The organism is Halorarius halobius, assembly GCF_024298865.1.
Classification (GTDB): Archaea; Halobacteriota; Halobacteria; order Halobacteriales; family Haloarculaceae; genus Halorarius; species Halorarius halobius.
Window position 1 is genome coordinate 921,221 of the sequence record NZ_CP101161.1, and the last position, 17,641, is coordinate 938,861.

Sequence of the window (17,641 nt, forward strand, 5' to 3'; positions counted from 1 at the left end):
ATGGACGCGGAGGTCGAGCGCCGACTCGTCCACGCCTCCGGCGGCGTCGTGCCGCTGGCGTGGGCCGTCGACCTCCTCTCGTATGGGCAGTTGCGGTACCTGTTTCTCGCTGGCTCGGCCGTCGCGCTCGCGCTCGAAGCCCTGCGGCTGTCGGGGACGCTCGACCTCTCGATTTTCGACCGGCTCACCCGCGAGTACGAGCAGTCGAACCCCGCGGCGTACGCGCTGTACGTGCTGTCGATGACGGCGACCCTGTGGCTGTTCCGGCCCGACGCGGCCGTGCCGGGGTGTCTGATGCTCGCGTTCGTCGACCCCGCCGCGGGCCTGCTCGGGTCGGGGGAACTCCGGCGGGTCAAACGGACGTTCGTCCTGCTGGCGACGTTCGGGCTGGCGACGCTCGTCGCGCTCCCGTTCGTGGGGTCGGTGCCGGCGATTTTCGGGGGACTGGCCGCGACGCTCGCGGACGGCGTCAAGCCCGTCGTCGCCGGCTACGTCGTCGACGACAACCTCACTATCCCGCCCGCGGCGGCGGCGGCCATCACCGTCGGCCTGCTGGTGTAATCACGCCGTGGACGCCCGCGCGACCAGTCGCTCGACCGGCCCGGAGTAGCGCATCAGCACCGTCCCGAGGACGCTCATCACCAACACGTAGCCGACGGCGACCGACGCCACCTCCGGAAGGCCAGCGGAGAGTGCCAGCGCCGCGATGACCAGCGAGAACTCGCCGCGGGCGACCAGTCCCAGCCCGGTCCGGACGGAGCGGCGACCCGACAGCCCGTAGGCGCGACCCCCCGCGTAGCCGCTGGCGAACTTCGTGACCGCGGTGACGACCGCCAGTACGAACACGGGGCCGACGACGCCCGCGACGGTGGCGGGGTCGGTCTTGAGGCCGATGGCGAAGAAGAACACCGCGGCGTAGATGTCCCGCTCGGAGACGAGCACGCGCTCGATGCGCTCGACGTGGTCCGTGCCGGCGAACGCCGTCCCGAGGAAGAAGGCGGCGACGGCCTCGCTGACGCCGACCGCCAGCGCGACCCCACCGACCAGCACCGCGAGCGCGAGTACCCGGAGGACGAACAGTTCGTCCGAGTCGGTCTCGAACAGGCGGTCGAGCAGGGGGGTTCCGACGGTCGCCAGCACCAACAGGCCGGCGATGACTCCGCCGGCGATAGCCAGCGACCGGAGGACGGTGGCGGTGCCGCCCCCGCCGAGCAGGGCGGCGACGACGGCGAGGTAGACGGCGATGAGCACGTCCTCGAACACGAGGACGCCGAGGATGGCCTCGCTCTCGGGGTCGGCTATCCAGCCCAAATCGACGAGCGTCTTGGTGACGACCGCCGACGAGGAGATGTAGGTGACGCCCGCCAGGAGGAGCGCCCCGAGCGGGCCGAACCCGAGCGCGAGCGCGAGCAGGCCGCCGGCGGTGAAGTTGACGAGGAAGTCGACGCCGCCGGCCCGCAACATCCGGTCGCCGCTGTCGACGAGGCGGCCGACGTTGAACTCCAGACCGATGAAGAACAGCAGGAGGACGACCCCTAGCTCCGACAGCAGGTCGATGAACTCGCGGCTCTCGACGACCGACAGCGCCTCGACCGGCGAGAACGGGCCGACCAGCAGGCCGACGAGGATGTACGCGGGGATGACCGACTGGTCGAGCCGCGCCGCGACGGCGCCGCCGACGGCGATGACACCGAGGACGACGCCCGCCTCGACGAGCAGGGCGGCCATCAGTCCCCGCGGACGAGCGCCGCGAGCGCCGACTGCTCCTCGCGGGTGCCGAGCGCGACCAGCACGTCGCCCGCCTCCAGCGCCGTCTGCGGGCCGGGGTTCGGCTCCGTCTCGTCGCCGCGCTGGATTGCGATGACCGACGCGCCGGTCTCCCCGCGGACGTTCGCGGCGGCGAGCGTCCTCCCCGCGAGCGGGGAATCGTCGGGTACCTCGGTCCACTCGATGATGGCGTCGCCCAGCGGCACCGACACGTCGTCGAGGTCGACGCTCTCGAAGTACGCCCCCTCGAGGATGGAGCCGAGGCGGTTCGCCTGCCGGTTCGTCAGGTCGAACAGTTTCTCGGAGTCGGCCTCGGGCGAGTCACGGCGGAACAGTTCGACGCGGCCGTCGTGGTGGAGCAACACCACCGCGCGGGCGCCGTCGCCCACGTCGAGTTCGAACTTCCGGCCGACGCCGGGCACGTCGGTCTCGTAGACGGTCATACCCTGAACTGGTCGCGCGACCACTACAACGTTCGCGTCGCGGCGTCGCAGTCCTTTTGCGCCGCCGTGCCCTCCCCCCGGACATGAGCGACTTCGACCGGGAAGCCGAGCGCGAGAAACTGCGCGAGCAGTTCGAGCGCGACAAACAGAAGCGACAGGCCTCCGAGCGGATGTCCGAACTCCTGCTCAAGGGCGCGACGATGACCAACAAGCACTGCGACGCCTGTGGCGACCCCATCTTCCGCCACGAGGGCCAGGAGTTCTGCCCGTCGTGTCACGGCCCCGGCGGCGCGGACGAGGCCGCACAGACGGACCAGGCCGAACAGCGACAGCAGGCCGAACAGCGACAGCAGGCCGAACAGCGACAGCAGGTCGAGCAGGACAACCACCAGGAACCGCAGGAGCCAACCGAGGCCGCGGCGAACGCGGCCGCCGGACCGGACCAGCACCCCGAACCGGAGCCGGAGCAGGGCGTCGAGGTGGAACACCCGCCGGAGGGCGCGGGCCACGAAGCGACCGCCGACCCCGCGACCGTCCCCGACCCCGAACCGGACGCGCGCCGGCCCGACCCCGCGGCGGTGGCCGACGCCGCCGACGGCAACGACCTCGCGACCGCGCGCGCGTCGCTGGCGCGGAGCCTCGCGGCGCTGTCGAGGCAGGCGGAGGCGACCGACGACCTCTCGCGGAAGCGGGAGTACCTCGCCGCCGCCAAGGAAGCCGCGGAGGCGCTCGAGGCGGCCGAGCGGGTCCGCTAGCGGTACTGGCTCCCGACGACCTCCCGGATGCGGGCGGCCGTCACCTCGCCGACCCCTTCGACCTCCATCAGGTCCGCCTCGTCGGCGGTCATCACGGCCTCGACGCTCCCGAACTGTTCCAGCAGTGCCCGCGCCGTCACCGGCCCCACCTCGCCGACGCTGGAGACGACGTACTCCTGCTGTTCGTCGAGCGTGCGCTGTGACTTCTTCCCGTGGACGCGCACCTCGCGGTCGTCCTCTTCCTGTTCGCGGCGGGCGATGACCTCGAGCAGGTCCGCGGTGTCGGCCTCGTCGTCGGTGAACAGGACGCTGACGCCGAAGTCGACCGCCAGCGACGACAGCGCGCCGCGGATGGCGTTCGGGTGGACGTTCCGCTCGCCGTAGAGGTCGCCGCCCTCGATGAGGACGACCGGCCGCGCGTAGTTGCGGGTGGCGTCTTTCACCTGCTCGAACATCGATCGGTCCTCGCCCAGCAGGGTGTCGAGGAAGTCCGCGACGCTCTTGCGCTCGATGACTACCCGGTCGGAGAGCACGTAGTCACCCACGTCGAGCGTCTCCAGCCGCGTCGTGAGGCCGTCCCGCGTCGAGAGGTCACGCGCGATCGTCGAGTCGAGTTCCCGCTGGTCGGCGACGATTTCGACGCCCGCCTCGTCGGTGCCGGCGCTGGCGACGACGGCGTCGTCGCGTTCGTCGTCTTCGGCCGCCGGGTCGGGCGCTCCGTCGTCCACCTCGTCTCCGGTGTCGTCGTCGGGGGCGAACGAGTCCAGCCCCGACTGGCCGCCGTTGGCGGCCGCGGTCGGTTCGGCGTCGTCGTCCGCGGACGACCCCGTCTCGTCCGCGTCGTCGCTGTCCCGTCGTTCCTCCGCACGGACGCCCGGGTCGCTGAACGCCGCCAGCGACTCCTGGCCGAGTTGCGCCTCCACCTCCCCCGCGAGCCCCTTCAGCTTCCGCAACTCCTCTTCCATCTTCTTCTCCTCGTTGCGCGACATCCAGAAGAACGCCTCGTCGCGGGTGTCGTCCGCGATGAGCACGACCACCTTCCCCTCGCTCGCGCGGCCGGTGCGGCCCTTCCGCTGGATGGAGCGGATGCCCTTCGGCACCGGCTCGTAGAACAGCACGAGGTCCACGTCGGGTACGTCCAGCCCTTCCTCGGCGACGGACGTGGAGACGAGCACCTCGAACTCGCCGGCGCGGAACTCGTCGAGCGTCTCCTTCTGCTGGGTCTGGGTCATCCCGTCGGAGCCCTCCTTGTCGCCCTGGCCGACGAACCGCTGGGCGTCGAAATGCTCGCCCAGGAACTCGGTCAGCGTCTCGGCGGTGTCGCGCGACTCGGTGAACACGATGGCGCGGCTCCCGCCCTGCAGGCCGAGCGTCTCCGCCAGCAGGATGCGCGTCTTGCGGAACTTGGGGTGGAGGTCGTCGAACTCCTCGGCGAGCCGCATCGCCTCCTTCACCTTCGGTTCGGAGACGAACCGCTGGGAGGCTTTCGACGCGCCCGACGAGCGGGCCTGCTGGCGCTGGCGCTCGAAGTACCGCCGCAGGGACTCGACCGACTGCGTCTCGACGAGTTCGGTCGCGCGCCGGAGCTTCATCACCTCGGCGTGGGCGCTCATCCCCTGGTACCCCTCCGACTGGTCGTTGTTCATCAGCCGCTGGAGCTGGGCCCGCATCTTGTTCAGCGTCCCCTGGCTCATGTTCGGGTCCGTCGAGTTCGTCACCCCGAGCTCCTTCAGTTTCTCCAGCCGCTCGGTGATGACCTCGTTCAACGCGTCCCGAATCTCCAGCACCTCGTCGGGCAACTGGACGTGTTGCCAGTCCACCTCCGTCCGGTAGGTGTGTTCCTCGACGTCGGCGTCGTCCTCGGTCATCACCTCCACCTCCGTCAGACCGAGGTTCTCACAGACGGTCAGAATCTCCGCCTTGTCGCCGCCCGGCGACGCCGACATCCCCGTGACGAGCGGGCGGTCGGCGTCCTGGTGGTAGCGGTCGGCGATGTAGTTGTACGCGTACTCGCCGGTGGCGCGGTGGCACTCGTCGAAGGTGACGTGCGTGACCGCCGCGAGCGACACGCGGTTGCCGACGAGGTCGTTCTCGACGACCTGGGGCGTCGCCAGCACGACCCGCGCCGACTGCCAGAGGTCGGCGCGGTCGTCCGGGCGCACGTCGCCGGTGAACACGACGATTTCGTCGTCGGGAATCTCGAGCGCCTCGCGGTAGAACTCGGCGTGCTGCTGGACGAGCGGCTTGGTGGGCGCGAGCATCAGCGCCTTCCCGCCGTACTCCGCGAGGCGGTGAGCCGTAACGAGCAGGGAGACGGTCGTCTTCCCGAGGCCGGTGGGCAGACAGACCAGCGTGTGGGCCCGTTTCGCGGTGTCGGCGAGCGTCGTCTGGTAGTCGCGGCGCTCCAAAAACCCCTCCGTGAGCAGGGGACCGTCGACGTGCTCGACCGCGTCGGGGGCCGCCATTACCCGTGTGTATCCCGCTGTCCCGGATAAGGGTTCGCGTGGCGGAGTGAAACTGGAGCTACCAGGGAAGGTCGGCGTCGAACCACCGCGACGCCAGCGAGGTGGCGAGACCGCCCACGACGAGGAACGCCGCGCCGGCGACGCCCCATTCGAGCGGAGTCATGTCCCAATCCGGGCCACGCGACGCTGAAAAGCGTGGCGACTTTCCGCTCCCGCCACGACGGACGGCCATGCGCGTCTCGGTCATCGGTGGCAGTCGGGTCGACGAAGCGACCGCGGAGCGAGCCGAACGCCTCGGGACCCGGCTCGCCGAGCGGGGCCACACGGTCGTCTGTGGCGGCTACGGCGGCGTCATGGAGGCGGTCTGTCGCGGCGCCCAGTCCGCGGGCGGTCGCACCGTCGGCATCCTGAAGGGCACCGACCACCGCGAGGGGAACGACTACCTCGACACGGCCATCGCCACCGGCCTCGGCAACGCCCGGAACGTCCTCGTCGTCGTCAACGGCGACGCCGTCGTCGCCGTCGACGGCGGCACCGGCACGCTCTCCGAGTTGGGCCACGCGCTCGACGCCGGCAAGCCGGTGGCCGGTCTCGACAGCCACGACCTCTCCGGGTTCGCCGGGTTCGAGCCCTGCGAGAGCGTGGCGTCGGCCGTCGAGAGCGTCGAGCGGCGCGTGGAGTAAGCCCGGCCGACCGGCGGTAGGTCGCGGGTACGCGGGCGAACGGTTGACCCGGTTTATCCGCGACGGCGGCGTACTCGCCGCCCCATGGCAGTCGGACGACGCCGGGTGGTCGTCGGCGTCGCGGCGGCCGCGCTCGTCGTTCTCGCCGCCCTGCTCGCGTTCTCGGCCGTTACCGCGACTCCGAGCGTGCAGGAGGGTACCGTCGTCGGTCGCCCCGTCCTCGAACTGTTCGCCCCGGACAACCGTGTCCTCGGCGGCGAACAGGTCACGCTGGAGGTGTTCATCACCAACAGCGGCGTGTTGACCAGCGGCGGCCCCGCGACGTTCGAGGAGCGGGTCAAGACCGCCCGCAACGTCCGGTTCAGCGTCGACACCGACCGCCTCCCCGAGGACGTGGCCGACGACGTGGAGGTGTTGAGCGGCGAAGTGCCCGCGGGCACGGTGCCGGAGGGCATCGCCGGCCCGTTCGGCCTGCGACTGGAGGTGAGCGAGGACATCCCCCCTGGTACGTACGAACTCCCGGTGCGGCTCTCGTACGACTACACGAGCGTCGTCCGGTACAGCGAGTTCGAGGAGCCGCGGTTCACCGACATCTCGCGGGACGCACGGGCGACGCTGACGCTCGTGGTCCGCGAGCGGGCACGGTTCGCATTCGCCGCCGAGGGACCAGTCGTCACCGCCGGCGAGACGGCGGTCAAGCGGCTCACCGTCACGAACGTCGGCTCCGAGCCAGCCGGCGAGAGCGTCCTCCTGCTGTCGGCGGCCAACGGCTCCGTCACGTTCGGCGAGCGGGGACGCGCCCGGTCGACCGAACGGGTCGCACTCGGGCGGCTCGACCCCGGCGAGTCGCGGACGGTTCCGGTCCGCGTCGGCGCGCCCGCCGACCTGCCGCCGGGGGCGTACCCCGTGACGGCGACGGTGGGGTACCGGTCGCCCGCGGGCGTCCGCGAGCGGTCGACGGCCGTGACCGTCTCCGTCCCGGTCGGCGCCGAGCAGACGTTCGCCGTCGCCGACGCCAGCGACACGCTCCGGGTCGGCGAGCGCGGCACCGTCGAGGGGCGGGTCGTCAACACCGGCGGGCGGACCGTCACGAACGCCGTCGTCGTGTTCCCCGAGGACGCCGCCGGCCTCACGGCGCGCCAGCCGGAGTACGCCGTCGGGTCGCTCGCGCCCGGCGAGAGCGCCCCGTTCGCGTTCGTCGTCGACGTGGCGAACGACTCGACGGGCGGACCGCGACTGCTCGACTTCCGGGTGCGCTACCGCGACCCCGGCGACGAGGTGCGCGTCAGCGACGCCGTCGACGCGCCCGTCACCGTCTCTCGCGAGCAGACGTTCGCCGTCCGCGACGTGGCCGGCGACCTCCGGGTGGCGGCGGGCGGCACCCTGACCGGCACCGTCCTCAACACGGGCGACGAACCGGTGACGGACGCCGTCGTCGTGTTCGACCAGGCGAGCGGGCTCACCCCGCGGGAGACGCGGTTTCCGGTCGGCGACCTCGACCCGGGCGAGTCGGCCACCTTCCGGTTTCCCGTCGACGTGCCGGCGACGGCCGACCCCGGGCCGCAGTTCGTCGGCTTCCGGGTCCGCTACCGGGGACAGGGCGACGAGCGGCGGGTCAGCGACCCGCTGGACGCCCGGGTGCGCGTCGACCCCGAGCAGGCGTTCCGGGTCGCGGTGACCGACAGCACGCTCCGGGTCGGCGACACCGGCCGGGTGCGGGGACGACTCGTCAACACCGGCAACGCCACCGTGGAGGGAGCGGCGCTGGTCCTGCTGGCGAACGACACCGACCTCCGACCCCGCGAGTCGGAGTTCGGCGTCGGGAGCCTCGACCCCGGTGAGTCAGTTCCCTTCGGGTTCACCGTCGACGTGCCGCGAGGGGCCGGCGCGGGGCCGCGACAGCTCCGGTTTCAGGTCCGCTACCGCGGCCGCGACGACGAGCGCCGCGCGAGTCGACCACTCGACGCTCGGGTGCCGGTCGCCCCCGAACAGGCGTTCCGCCTCCAGCGCGTGGAGAGCGACCTGCGGGTGGGCGAACGCGGAGAGGTGACGGCGACGCTCGTCAACGCCGGCGACGCCCCGGCCGAGGACGTGAGCCTGCTGTACGCGGCCAACGGCTCGCTCCAGCCGCTGTCGGCGGCCGCCGCGGCAGGGACGCTCGAACCCAGCGAGGGCGCGCCCGTCGCGTTCACGTTCGACGTGCCCCGGACGGTCGACCCCGGCGCCCGGCCGCTCACGTTCCGCGTCCGCTACCGAGGGCAGGACGGCGAGTTCCGCACGAGCGCGCCGCTCGTGGCCAGCGTCGGCGTCGCGCCCGAGCAGACGTTCGCGCTCCGGAACGTGACGAGCACGCTCCGGGTCGACGACACCGGCCAGGTGACCGCGCGGCTGGTCAACACCGGGGCCGTCGCCGCCGAGAGCGTCGTTCTCGCCGTCGAGCCGACGGCCGGGACGCTCATCCCCCGCGAGAGCGAGTACGCCGTCGGGTCGCTCGCGCCCGGCGAGAACGCATCCGTCGCGTTCCGGTTCGACGTGACCGCCGACGCCGAACCCGGTCCCCGGCAGGTGGCGTTCCGGGTGCGCTACCGCGGGCAGGCCGACGAGCGGCAGACGACCGACCCCATCGACGCCCGGGTGACGGTCGGCCCCGAGCGCGACGAGTTCCACGTCGAGGCGGCGAACGCAACGCTCCCCGCCGGCGGGTCGACGGTGGTCGACCTCCGGGTCGAGAGCCGCGAGGACCGGCCGCTCCGCAACGTCCGGGCGCGACTGTTCGTCGACGACCCGCTCGCCAGCGACGACGCGGAGGCGTTCGTGCCCGAACTCGGCCCGAACGAGACGGCGACGCTCAGGTTCGCGCTCGCCGCCGACGGCGGCGCGGTGGCGAAGCAGTACCCCCTGCTCGTCGACTTCACCTACGAGGACGCGGACGGCGACACCGTCCTCTCGGACACGTACTTCGTCCCGGTGACGGTGACGGAGCCGCCGCCGCGTCGGCTCCCCGTCGGCGTCGACTCGGTCGGCGTCGGGACGTTCGCCGTACTCGTCGTCGCCGTGGCGCTGGCGGGGCTGGTGTACTGGAAGCGGCGGGCGATACGGACGGGCGTCGACCGCCTCAGGCGGTGAGCGGGCGGGCGTACCGCGCCCGGAGCGTCAGCGCCGACGGCAACAGCAGGACCGACGTGAGAAAGGCATAGAAGACGCTCAACGCCGCGAGCAGGCCGAACTGCCCGATAGCCGGGAACGGCGCGAGCACGAGCACGCCGATGCCGAACACGGTGGTGAGCATCGACCCCGCGAGCGCGCCGCCCGTCCCGGTGACGGTGGTGGTGAGCGCGTCGACGAGGCCGGCCCCCTCGTGGCGCTCGTCCGCGAACCGGTGGAGGACGTGGACCGAGTAGTCGACGCCGAGGCCGATGGTGAGCGCCAGCACCGTCGCGGTGAACGCGTTGAGCGCGATGCCCGCCGCGCGCATCGACGCCGCCACCAGCGCGACGGTGGTGACGATTGGCACCAGCGCCAGCAGGCCGAGCGTCGGGCGGCCGACGAGCCACCGGAACACCGCCGCGAGCGCGACGGCCGTGCCCCCCAGCGCCACCGCGAGACTCACCAGCGCCGACCGGAAGATGAGGTCCGCGACGGCCTGGAACACGACCACCTCGCCGGTCGCCGTCGCGGCGTACGGGAACCGCGCGGCCACCGTCCGGGCGTCGGCCGTGACGACCGCGGGGTCGGCGTCGGCCTCCACCTGGTAGACGACGCGGGCGCTCCGCCGGTCCTCGGTGAGATACTCCAGCGCGACCCCACGGGCCGGCGACCGGAGCAGGGCGTCGTACACCGCATCGAGGTTGCGGTCGGGGACGCCGTTCCCGTTCCGGTCGTTGCGGGCGACGAGCGCGGCGAACTCCGGGTCCGCGGCGGCCTGCGCCCGGATGACAGTGACGATAGAGGTGCCGACCGCGGAGCCGTCGGCCTCGGTGACGAACGTGTCGGGGGGGTTCGTGCCCGCCCGCTCGATGGATTCGAGCGCGGTGTCGGCTTCGAGCGGGCCGCGGACGTAGACGGTGACGGTGTCGGCCTCGCCCGTCTCGAACCGGTCCTCGAGGAAGTCGAGCGTCCGCGTGACGGTGTACTCGCCCGGCCGGAACGGCTCCGGGAGCGCCGCGAGATACGGCGGGGTCTCCGCAGGAGGAAGAAAGTCCTCCTGTGAGAACTCGGTGTCGACGCCGGTGGCGTAGCCGCCCGCGAGGAGCGTGGTCACGAGCGCGAGCGCGAGAACGAGCCGCGGGCCGCGGCGCGCGGCGACCACCCCCACCGAGAGCAGGCGGCCGACGCCGGAGCCGGTTTGCCCGATGGGGCGGGTCGTCGCCGCCGGCAGACCCCTGCGGGCGCGGACATCGTCGGCCAGCAGTTTCGCCGCCGGCAGGAACACGCCGAACACGAGCGCCGTGAACGCGATACCGACCGCCGCGACCAGCCCGAACCGCCTGATTGGGACGAGGTCGCTCGTCAGGTTCGACGCGAACCCGATGACCGAGGTGACGGTGACGATGCCGAACGCGACGACCAGTTGAGCGACGGTCACTCGCATCGCCGGCCGGGGGGCACGACCTCCCGACCGCTCCTCGCGGTAGCGATTGACGGCGTGGATGCCGTAGTCGATGCCGACCGCGAGCAACAGCGGCGGCACCGCCACCAGTATCTGGTCGAACGGAATCCCCGCCAGCCCCAGCAGGCCGAACGTCCAGACGGCGACCAGCACCAGCCCGACGAGGCCGAGCAGGAGGTCGAGCGGGTCGCGGTAGGCGACGACGAGAAACAGCGTGATGAGCAGACCGGACGCGGGGACCACGACGAGCAGGGTGTCGCCGATGACGGCGCCGAACTCCGCCTCGAGAACGCCGCCGCCGAACACCGTCACGTCGGGCGCGATGGGGGCGACCAGCGTCACCATCCGGCGCTGGATTGGACCGAGGGGGTCGTCCGCCTCGCCGGCGGCGGGGACCCGATGGTCGACGACGGCCACCGTGGCCGACGCACGGGCCGCGGTCGCCGAGAAGTCGGTGCTGAGGAGGCGGGCGAACCCCGGAGCGGCGGCGGCCCGCCGGACCGCCCGGTCGATGGCCGCCGGGGGTGCACGCTCGACGGCCCGCAGTTGCGCGGCGGGCGTCGTCGCCGCCGGGTCGAGTTCCCGGGCCACCTGCGCGGCCGCGCTGGTCGAGGAGTCGACCCGGAGTTCCGGCCGGGCCGCGAGCGCCTGCTGGACGCGGAGCATCCGCACCAGGGCGGCCCGGGACAGCACGTTGTCGCCCCGCTGTATCAACTGGGTCGTGCCGGCCGCCGGTTCGAACGGCGGGGTGAACTCCCGGTCGGCCGCCTCCAGCGCGTCCTGTTCGGGGAGTTCCTCGGCGAACTGGTCGGTGCCCGTCTCCGTGGAGACGGTCGTGAGACCGACGACGAACGGGAGCGTGGCGAGGAGAAAGGCGACGACGACGAGGTGGGGGCGGCCGACGACCAGCGCCGTCACCCGGTCGGCGGCGGAGGGGGCGGCCATGCCCCCGTGGACGACCCGCCGGCGAAAGCCATCGGCGACCGTTCACCGGGGTAAGCGGTGGCCACCGGCGGTACCGAGTGGTTACTCGTGGTGGGGCGGCGCGACGAGCCGCCGGCTCGTCGGTCGGTGGAAACGGGCCCGGCGGGAAGGGTGGTCACGTGACCCGTCGGGCGCGGGAGAAGACGCCGCCGCGGGGGCGGCGGTGAAGGAAGCGCGGATGTATGGGTGGGAGCTGACGGGCGTGACGAGGACGTTACTCGTCGTCGGTGTCGTTGACGGCGACGTCGACGGCGTCGGACTGGACGTCCTCGACGCGGTCCTGCAGGTCCTGGAAGCGGTCGACCTGCTCCTCGAGCTGTTCCTGGAACCGGTCGAGCTGCTCCTCGAAGCGGTTCTGGAGCTCGTCGCTCTGCTCCTCGAGCTGGTCCTGGAACTGCTCGATCTGGTCGATGGCCTGCTCGAACGCCTCGACCGTCTGGTCCTCGAGGTCCTCGTTGGCGTCCAGCAGGGCGTCGAGCTGGTCGTTGAGCGCCTCGAGCGACTCCTCGCTCAGCTCGTCGTACTGGTCGAGACCCTCGTCGAACTGCTCGTCGACCGTGTCGTACGCCTGGTCCTGCTGTTCGAGCAGGCTGTCGAAGGCGTCGTCGACGGCGTTGCGCAGGTCGTCGAGCGTCTCTTCGCCGGCGGGCGTCGTCGAGTCGACGGTGTCGATGACCGACTGGATGGACGTGCGGCCGAGCTCGACCGTCTGCTCCTGGGCCTGCCGCTGGGTGTCGACGCCGCTGGCGACCGTCTCGGTCACCTGGCGCGGCACGTCGAGCGAGCGCTCGACGAGGTCCTGGCTCTGTTCGATGGTCCGGCGCTGCAGTTCGAATACCGTGTTGATGGGGGATGTGCGGTCACTCATTGTCGGATTCCTCAGTTGGGAGCGATGTCGTCCGGCGCCCCGGCGAGTCCGGGTGCTACCATGGACGCGGTGCCGGAGCGTCGGGGTCCGACATCGCCTATCTGAACGATGGACGCGAACGCTAATAAGCTTTACCCCTGAATACCATTCAGAACCATTCAATGTCAGAGAGTGGTTCAGGCCGCGGATGGGTGGAGTCGAGAGGGGTGGCGGCGCTCTATCTACTCGTGTGTACGCGCCCGAGAAGCCTGACCCCGTTGCCTCCTATTGCCGGGAGAACGACCCCCTCCCGACGGGGCGGATACCGGCAACTTAACTGATAGCGTAGCGATGCACCGGGTACGACACACGGGCTGGCCGTACGTGCCGCATGGCCCGGCTCCGCCGCGCATCGCTCCCGACCGACGCCGCACCACTCGCACGATGACTCCCATCTCGCTCGACTGGCTTCCGGCGCTCGACTGGAGCCTCCTGCTGATTCCGTTCATCACGGGCATCATCGGCTACATCACCAACTGGGTCGGCATCCGGCTCCTCTTCTACCCCATCGACTTCGTCGGCGTCCGCGTGCCGGGGATGAAGCGGCTCGTCCCCTACCTGCCGAACCGCATCCAGCAGATTCCCGGGTTCATGTCCGGACGGCTCGGCTGGCAGGGCATCATCCCCTCGCGGGCCGAGAAGATGGGGAGCCTCGCGGTCGACAAGGGCATCTCGAAACTGGGGAGCCAGCGGGAGTTCTACGAGGAACTCGACCCCGAACGCATCGCGGAGCACATCGTCTCGGAGTCGAGCGAGGAAATCCACGCGCTGGTCGAGGAGATAATCCGCCGGGAGCATCCGCAGCTGTGGGCGGACGCGCCCCCGGCCGTGCGGCGGGCCGTCCACGCCCGCATCGACGACCAGTTGCCCGAGGTGGTCGGCAACATCGCCACCAATATCGGGGAGCACATCGACGACTTGCTCGACGTGAAGATGATGGTCGTCGACCAGTTCGAGCAGGAGCCCGAACTCGTCAACCAGGTGTTCATGGAGGTCGGCGACCGCGAACTGAAGTTCGTCATCAACTCCGGGTTCTATATCGGGACGCTGCTCGGTGCGTGTTCCGTCCCGCTGTTCCTCTACATCAACCAGTGGTGGGTCCTGCCCGTCGCGGGCGTCGCCGTCGGCTACATCACCAACTACATCGCCATCAAGCTCATCTTCCTGCCGTACGAGCCGCACGACATCGGCCCGTTCACCCTCCAGGGGCTGTTCATCCAGCGGCAGGACGAGGCGTCGTGGGCGTACACGAAACTGGTCGCCGACCGCATCATCACGCTGTCGAACATCGCGGAGAACCTGCTGTACGGCCGCCAGTCCGACCGCACCCGACAGCTCATCAAGGACGCGCTCCGGCCGTCCATCGACGACGCGCTGGGCGTCGCCGGCCCCGCGGTCCGCGTCGCCACCGGGCCCGAGGAGTACGAGTCCATCCGCGAGTCGGTCGCCGAGGAGGGCGTCGAGTACGCGTTCGAGCCGCTCCAGGACCCCGAGTTGAACGAGGAGCGCAACGAAGCGCTCCGACAGCTGATGTACGAGCGGATGCGGGTGCTGTCGCCGCCGGACTTCGCGGAGATGCTCCGGCAGGCGTTCAAGGAGGACGAGTGGCTCCTCATCTTCATCGGCGCCGTCCTCGGGTTCGTCGCCGGCTGGATACAGCTACTGGTGGTGAACGCCGTATGAGCGAGGAGAGCACGAACCCGGGCGACGACCCGGGCACGGAGGACTCGGAGGAGCCGACCGCCGACCGGCCCGACGAGGGCGGCGACGGACCGTCCGACGACGACGTCGAGGAACTGGCGGCGTCGCTCGGCGGCCGGACGAACGGCGACGGCGAGTTCGACCCCGCCGAGATGGACGACGTTGCCCGCGACCTGACCCGGCGGCAGGTCGAGCGGCTGTTCGACGTGCTGGAAGCGGCCCTCTCCGGGCCGGACCGGCTCGACGAGGAGTCGCTCGACACCCTGCTGTCGTCGCTGGAGGCGGCTATCGTCGACCCCACCAGCGTCGACAGCCGCGAACTCGACCGGATGCTCGCGCTCTGGGAGGCGGTGCTGGTCGACGCCGCCTCCTTCGACGACGCCGAGCGCGCGCTGTCGGTGTTCGAGGCCGCGGGGCTCGACGAGCGACGGGACACCGGGTGGCTCCAGTTGCTCGACCGCCTCGGACTCGACGGCCTGCTCGAGTCGACCGGCACGGCCGACGCCGCGGCCGCGCTCTCGGGCGACGGCGACTCGGTCGACCCCTACCGGCTCGCCCGCCTGCTGGCGCTGGTGACGCGCAACGCCACCGCCAACTCCGGGGAGACGGGCGTCCGCGTCGCCACCGAACTCGCGCGCGCCGCGGCGACGGCCCACTCGCCGGCGGAACTCCTCGACGACGGCCGCGAGGTCGCGCTCACGGAACTGGAGCGGCTCGGCGTCGACACCGGCGTCGACGTGGAGGCGACCCGCGAGCGGCGACGGACGCCCGAGGCCGACGAGGAGACGAAGAGCCTCCGCGAGCGGGGGGAGGCCCTGCTCGAGCAGTCGGCCGACATCGACTACACCGAGGAGTACCATCCGGCGTACGACCACGTCGTCGAGCAACTCGCGCCCGACGAGGCGCGCATCCTGCGGCTACTCGCCACCGAGGGCCCCGAGCCTGCGGTGGACGTTCGTGACGTGGGCTGGCTCCCGCTCGGCTCGACGCTACTGGCGAGCCACCTCACGATGCTCGGGCAGAAGGCCGGCTGTCGCCACGCCGAGCGGATGCCCGCGTACCTCCACAACCTCGACCGGCTCGGTCTCCTGTGGTTCGCCGACGAACCCGTCGAGGACCTCGACCGCTACCGGGTGCTGGAGGCCCAGCCGCACGTCGAGAACGCCGAGGCGCGGGCCACCCGCCCGAAGAAGGACCGCCGGAAGGTCCACCTCACGCCGTTCGGCGTCGAGTTCTGCCGCGAGGCGTTCGGCATCGACCCCGTTCCGGACGCGGCCGGCGCGCTCGGCGACGTGGAGCCGGACGACTAAAGCGGTCGGTGAGGGACCACTTCCGGTCCGTCGCGGACCGTCGCCGCGACGCCGAACACGTCCGCGAGCAGGTCCTCCGTCACGACGTCAGCGGGCGGCCCCCAGTCGTACGGCGACCCCTCGCTGAGCGCGATGAGGTTGTCCGCGAACCGCGCGGCCTGTGCCACGTCGTGGAGGACGACACCGACGGTGACGCCCGCCTCGCGGTTCAGCTCCCGGACCGTCTCCAGCACGCCGAGTTGGTGACGGAGGTCCAGAAACGTCGTCGGCTCGTCCAGAAGCAGGACATCCGGCTCCTGGGCGAGCGTCATCGCCACCCACGCGAGCTGTTTCTGCCCGCCCGACAGCTGGCCGAGTTCCGTCCCGCGGAGGTGGTCGACGCCCGCCCGCTCGATGGCGCGGTCGACGGCCGCGTGGTCGCTCTCGGTCAGCGATTCGAGGAACCCCCGATGGGGGTACCGGCCGTGTCTGACAAGCTCTTCGACCGTCGTACTCGAGGGCGAGTCGTGTTCCTGTGAGAGCAGGCCGAGCCGGCGTGCCCGCCGCTTCTCGCCCATCGCGTACACGTCCTCGCCGGCGAGTTCCACGTCGCCGGCCCAGGGGTCGAGCTGGCCGGCCAGCGTCTTCAACAGCGTCGACTTCCCGGAGCCGTTCGGTCCGACGAGCGCCGTCACCTCCCCAGCCGGAAGGACGACGTGGTCGCACTCGACGACCGGCTCGTCGGTCGTCCGGTAGCCGACGGCCAGCCCGTCCCCGACGAGCGCCGGCGACGACGGCGGCGCGTCGCTCCCCCCGGTCGTGTCCGCCTGCTCCTGGTGCTCGCCTTCGCTCATAGTTCACCCAACTGCTGGCGCTTGCGCATCAGGTAGAGGAAGTACGGCCCGCCGACGAGCCCGGTGACGATACCCACCGGTAGTTGCGTCGGGGCGTTGAGCACCACCTCGAAGAACAGCCGCGCGCCCACGTCGGCGACGACCATCAGCGCGGGGCCGAGGAACGCACAGCCGACGAGCAATCGCTTGTGGTCGCTCCCGACGACCGTGCGGGCGACGTGGGGGACGATGAGGCCGACGAAGCCGACGATGCCCGCGACCGCGACGCTCGCGGCGGCGGCGACGATACCGACCGCCGACAGCAGAAAACGGGTGCGCTCGACGCGCATCCCGAGCGCGCTGGCCGTCGACTCGCCGAGCAGGAGGACGTTCAGCTGTCGCGCGCCGACGAACGCGGCAGGCAGGACCGCGAGCGTCCACGGCAACACCGTCCGCACCTGCTCCCAGTCGACGCCCGTCAGCGAGCCGGTGGTCCACGCGACGGCCTGCTGGACGGTGCCCAGGTCGGCCGCGAAGTAGAACAGCGACGTCTGCAGGGAGTTCAATACGGTGCCGACGATGACGCCAGCCAGCACCAGCCGGACGGGGGAGGTGCCGCCCTTCCACGCGATGGCGTAGACGACGAGGAACGCGACCGTCCCCCCGAGCGCCGCCGTCAGCGGCAACAGGACGGCGAAGGCCGGGAACGCCACGAGCGTCAGCAGGATGGCGAACCCCGCCCCCGAGGAGACGCCGAGGATGAACGGGCTGGCGAGTTCGTTTTTCGTCACCGCCTGGAAGATGGCGCCCGACAGCGAGAGGTTCACCCCGACGAACACCGCGACCAGCACGCGAGGCATCCGGATGGTCCAGACGACCAGCGTCGACTCCGCGAGGTCGTAGCTCGTCGAGAACCCGAGGTCGGCCGCCAGCCCGTCGCCGAGAAGCAAAGTGGCGAGCACGCTCGGGTCCAGCAGGACGTCGGGGTCGAACACCGCCCCCCACGCCGTCGACAGCGACATCGTGAACGTCCCGAAACTCACCTGCACGAGCCCCGCGACGACGGTGACCGCGAGCGCGACCCCGCAGAACCCGACGAGCCGGGTATCGACCCAGTCGAACCAGCCGACGACGGGCGGGTCGGCGGACTCAGTCTCGGTCGCCATGCGTCGCCTCCCGTGTGTTCATGTGGGTTTTAGGTCCCC

At 71.4% G+C, this 17,641-nt stretch carries 13 protein-coding genes; 6 read left to right on the forward strand and 7 right to left on the reverse strand.

What is annotated here, in order from left to right:
* Positions 1-561, forward strand: a complete 561-nt coding sequence (locus NL112_RS04980) for a dolichol kinase (RefSeq protein WP_255151527.1) — start codon at positions 1-3, stop codon at positions 559-561.
* On the opposite strand, the gene NL112_RS04985 is transcribed toward NL112_RS04980, so the two are convergent.
* Both NL112_RS04985 and NL112_RS04990 read right to left on the reverse strand, forming a co-directional pair.
* Positions 562-1,728: a cation:proton antiporter gene (locus tag NL112_RS04985; protein ID WP_255151528.1), complete on the reverse strand. Its 1,167-nt coding sequence runs from the start codon at positions 1,726-1,728 to the stop codon at positions 562-564.
* Positions 1,728-2,210 carry a cation:proton antiporter regulatory subunit gene (locus tag NL112_RS04990; protein WP_255151529.1) on the reverse strand — a complete coding sequence of 161 codons (483 nt, stop codon included), beginning with the start codon at positions 2,208-2,210 and terminating at the stop codon, positions 1,728-1,730. The genes NL112_RS04985 and NL112_RS04990 overlap by 1 nt, the downstream gene beginning before the upstream one ends.
* Positions 2,211-2,293: 83 nt before the next feature.
* On the opposite strand from NL112_RS04990, the gene NL112_RS04995 reads away from it, so the two are divergent.
* Positions 2,294-2,965 carry an Sjogren's syndrome/scleroderma autoantigen 1 family protein gene (locus NL112_RS04995; protein WP_255151530.1) on the forward strand — a complete coding sequence of 224 codons (672 nt, stop codon included), beginning with the start codon at positions 2,294-2,296 and terminating at the stop codon, positions 2,963-2,965.
* Here NL112_RS04995 and NL112_RS05000 read toward each other — a convergent pair.
* Complete coding sequence (locus NL112_RS05000; protein ID WP_255151531.1) at positions 2,962-5,430, reverse strand: DEAD/DEAH box helicase; 2,469 nt, start codon at positions 5,428-5,430, stop codon at positions 2,962-2,964. The genes NL112_RS04995 and NL112_RS05000 overlap by 4 nt on opposite strands.
* 230 nt (positions 5,431-5,660) lie before the next feature.
* Between NL112_RS05000 and NL112_RS05005 the strand changes: the two genes are divergently transcribed.
* On the forward strand, positions 5,661-6,113 hold the full coding sequence (locus NL112_RS05005) for a TIGR00725 family protein (protein WP_255151532.1): 453 nt from the start codon (positions 5,661-5,663) through the stop codon (positions 6,111-6,113).
* Between the two features lie 84 nt (positions 6,114-6,197).
* The gene (locus tag NL112_RS05010; RefSeq protein WP_255151533.1) at positions 6,198-9,239 is read left to right on the forward strand and encodes a COG1361 S-layer family protein; all 3,042 of its coding nucleotides are present in this window, start codon (positions 6,198-6,200) and stop codon (positions 9,237-9,239) included.
* Here the strand turns inward: NL112_RS05010 and NL112_RS05015 are convergent.
* Together NL112_RS05015 and NL112_RS05020 are read right to left on the reverse strand one after the other, a co-directional pair.
* On the reverse strand, positions 9,229-11,667 hold the full coding sequence (locus NL112_RS05015; protein WP_255151534.1) for an efflux RND transporter permease subunit: 2,439 nt from the start codon (positions 11,665-11,667) through the stop codon (positions 9,229-9,231). The genes NL112_RS05010 and NL112_RS05015 overlap by 11 nt on opposite strands.
* A 253-nt stretch (positions 11,668-11,920) precedes the next feature.
* Positions 11,921-12,574: a hypothetical protein gene (locus tag NL112_RS05020; protein ID WP_255151535.1), complete on the reverse strand. Its 654-nt coding sequence runs from the start codon at positions 12,572-12,574 to the stop codon at positions 11,921-11,923.
* A gap of 423 nt (positions 12,575-12,997) precedes the next feature.
* On the opposite strand from NL112_RS05020, the gene NL112_RS05025 reads away from it, so the two are divergent.
* A complete protein-coding gene (locus NL112_RS05025) occupies positions 12,998-14,296 on the forward strand; it encodes a DUF445 domain-containing protein (RefSeq protein ID WP_255151536.1) in 1,299 nt (432 codons plus the stop codon).
* Positions 14,293-15,624 (forward strand): Abi-alpha family protein, encoded by a 1,332-nt coding sequence (locus NL112_RS05030; protein WP_255151537.1) that lies wholly within the window; start codon positions 14,293-14,295, stop codon positions 15,622-15,624. The genes NL112_RS05025 and NL112_RS05030 overlap by 4 nt, the downstream gene beginning before the upstream one ends.
* Here NL112_RS05030 and NL112_RS05035 read toward each other — a convergent pair.
* Positions 15,621-16,457 (reverse strand): ABC transporter ATP-binding protein, encoded by an 837-nt coding sequence (locus NL112_RS05035; protein WP_255151538.1) that lies wholly within the window; start codon positions 16,455-16,457, stop codon positions 15,621-15,623. The genes NL112_RS05030 and NL112_RS05035 overlap by 4 nt on opposite strands.
* On the reverse strand, positions 16,454-17,602 hold the full coding sequence (locus NL112_RS05040) for a FecCD family ABC transporter permease (protein WP_255151539.1): 1,149 nt from the start codon (positions 17,600-17,602) through the stop codon (positions 16,454-16,456). Before NL112_RS05040 ends, NL112_RS05035 begins: the two co-directional genes overlap by 4 nt.
* Between the last annotated feature and the right edge of the window lie 39 nt (positions 17,603-17,641).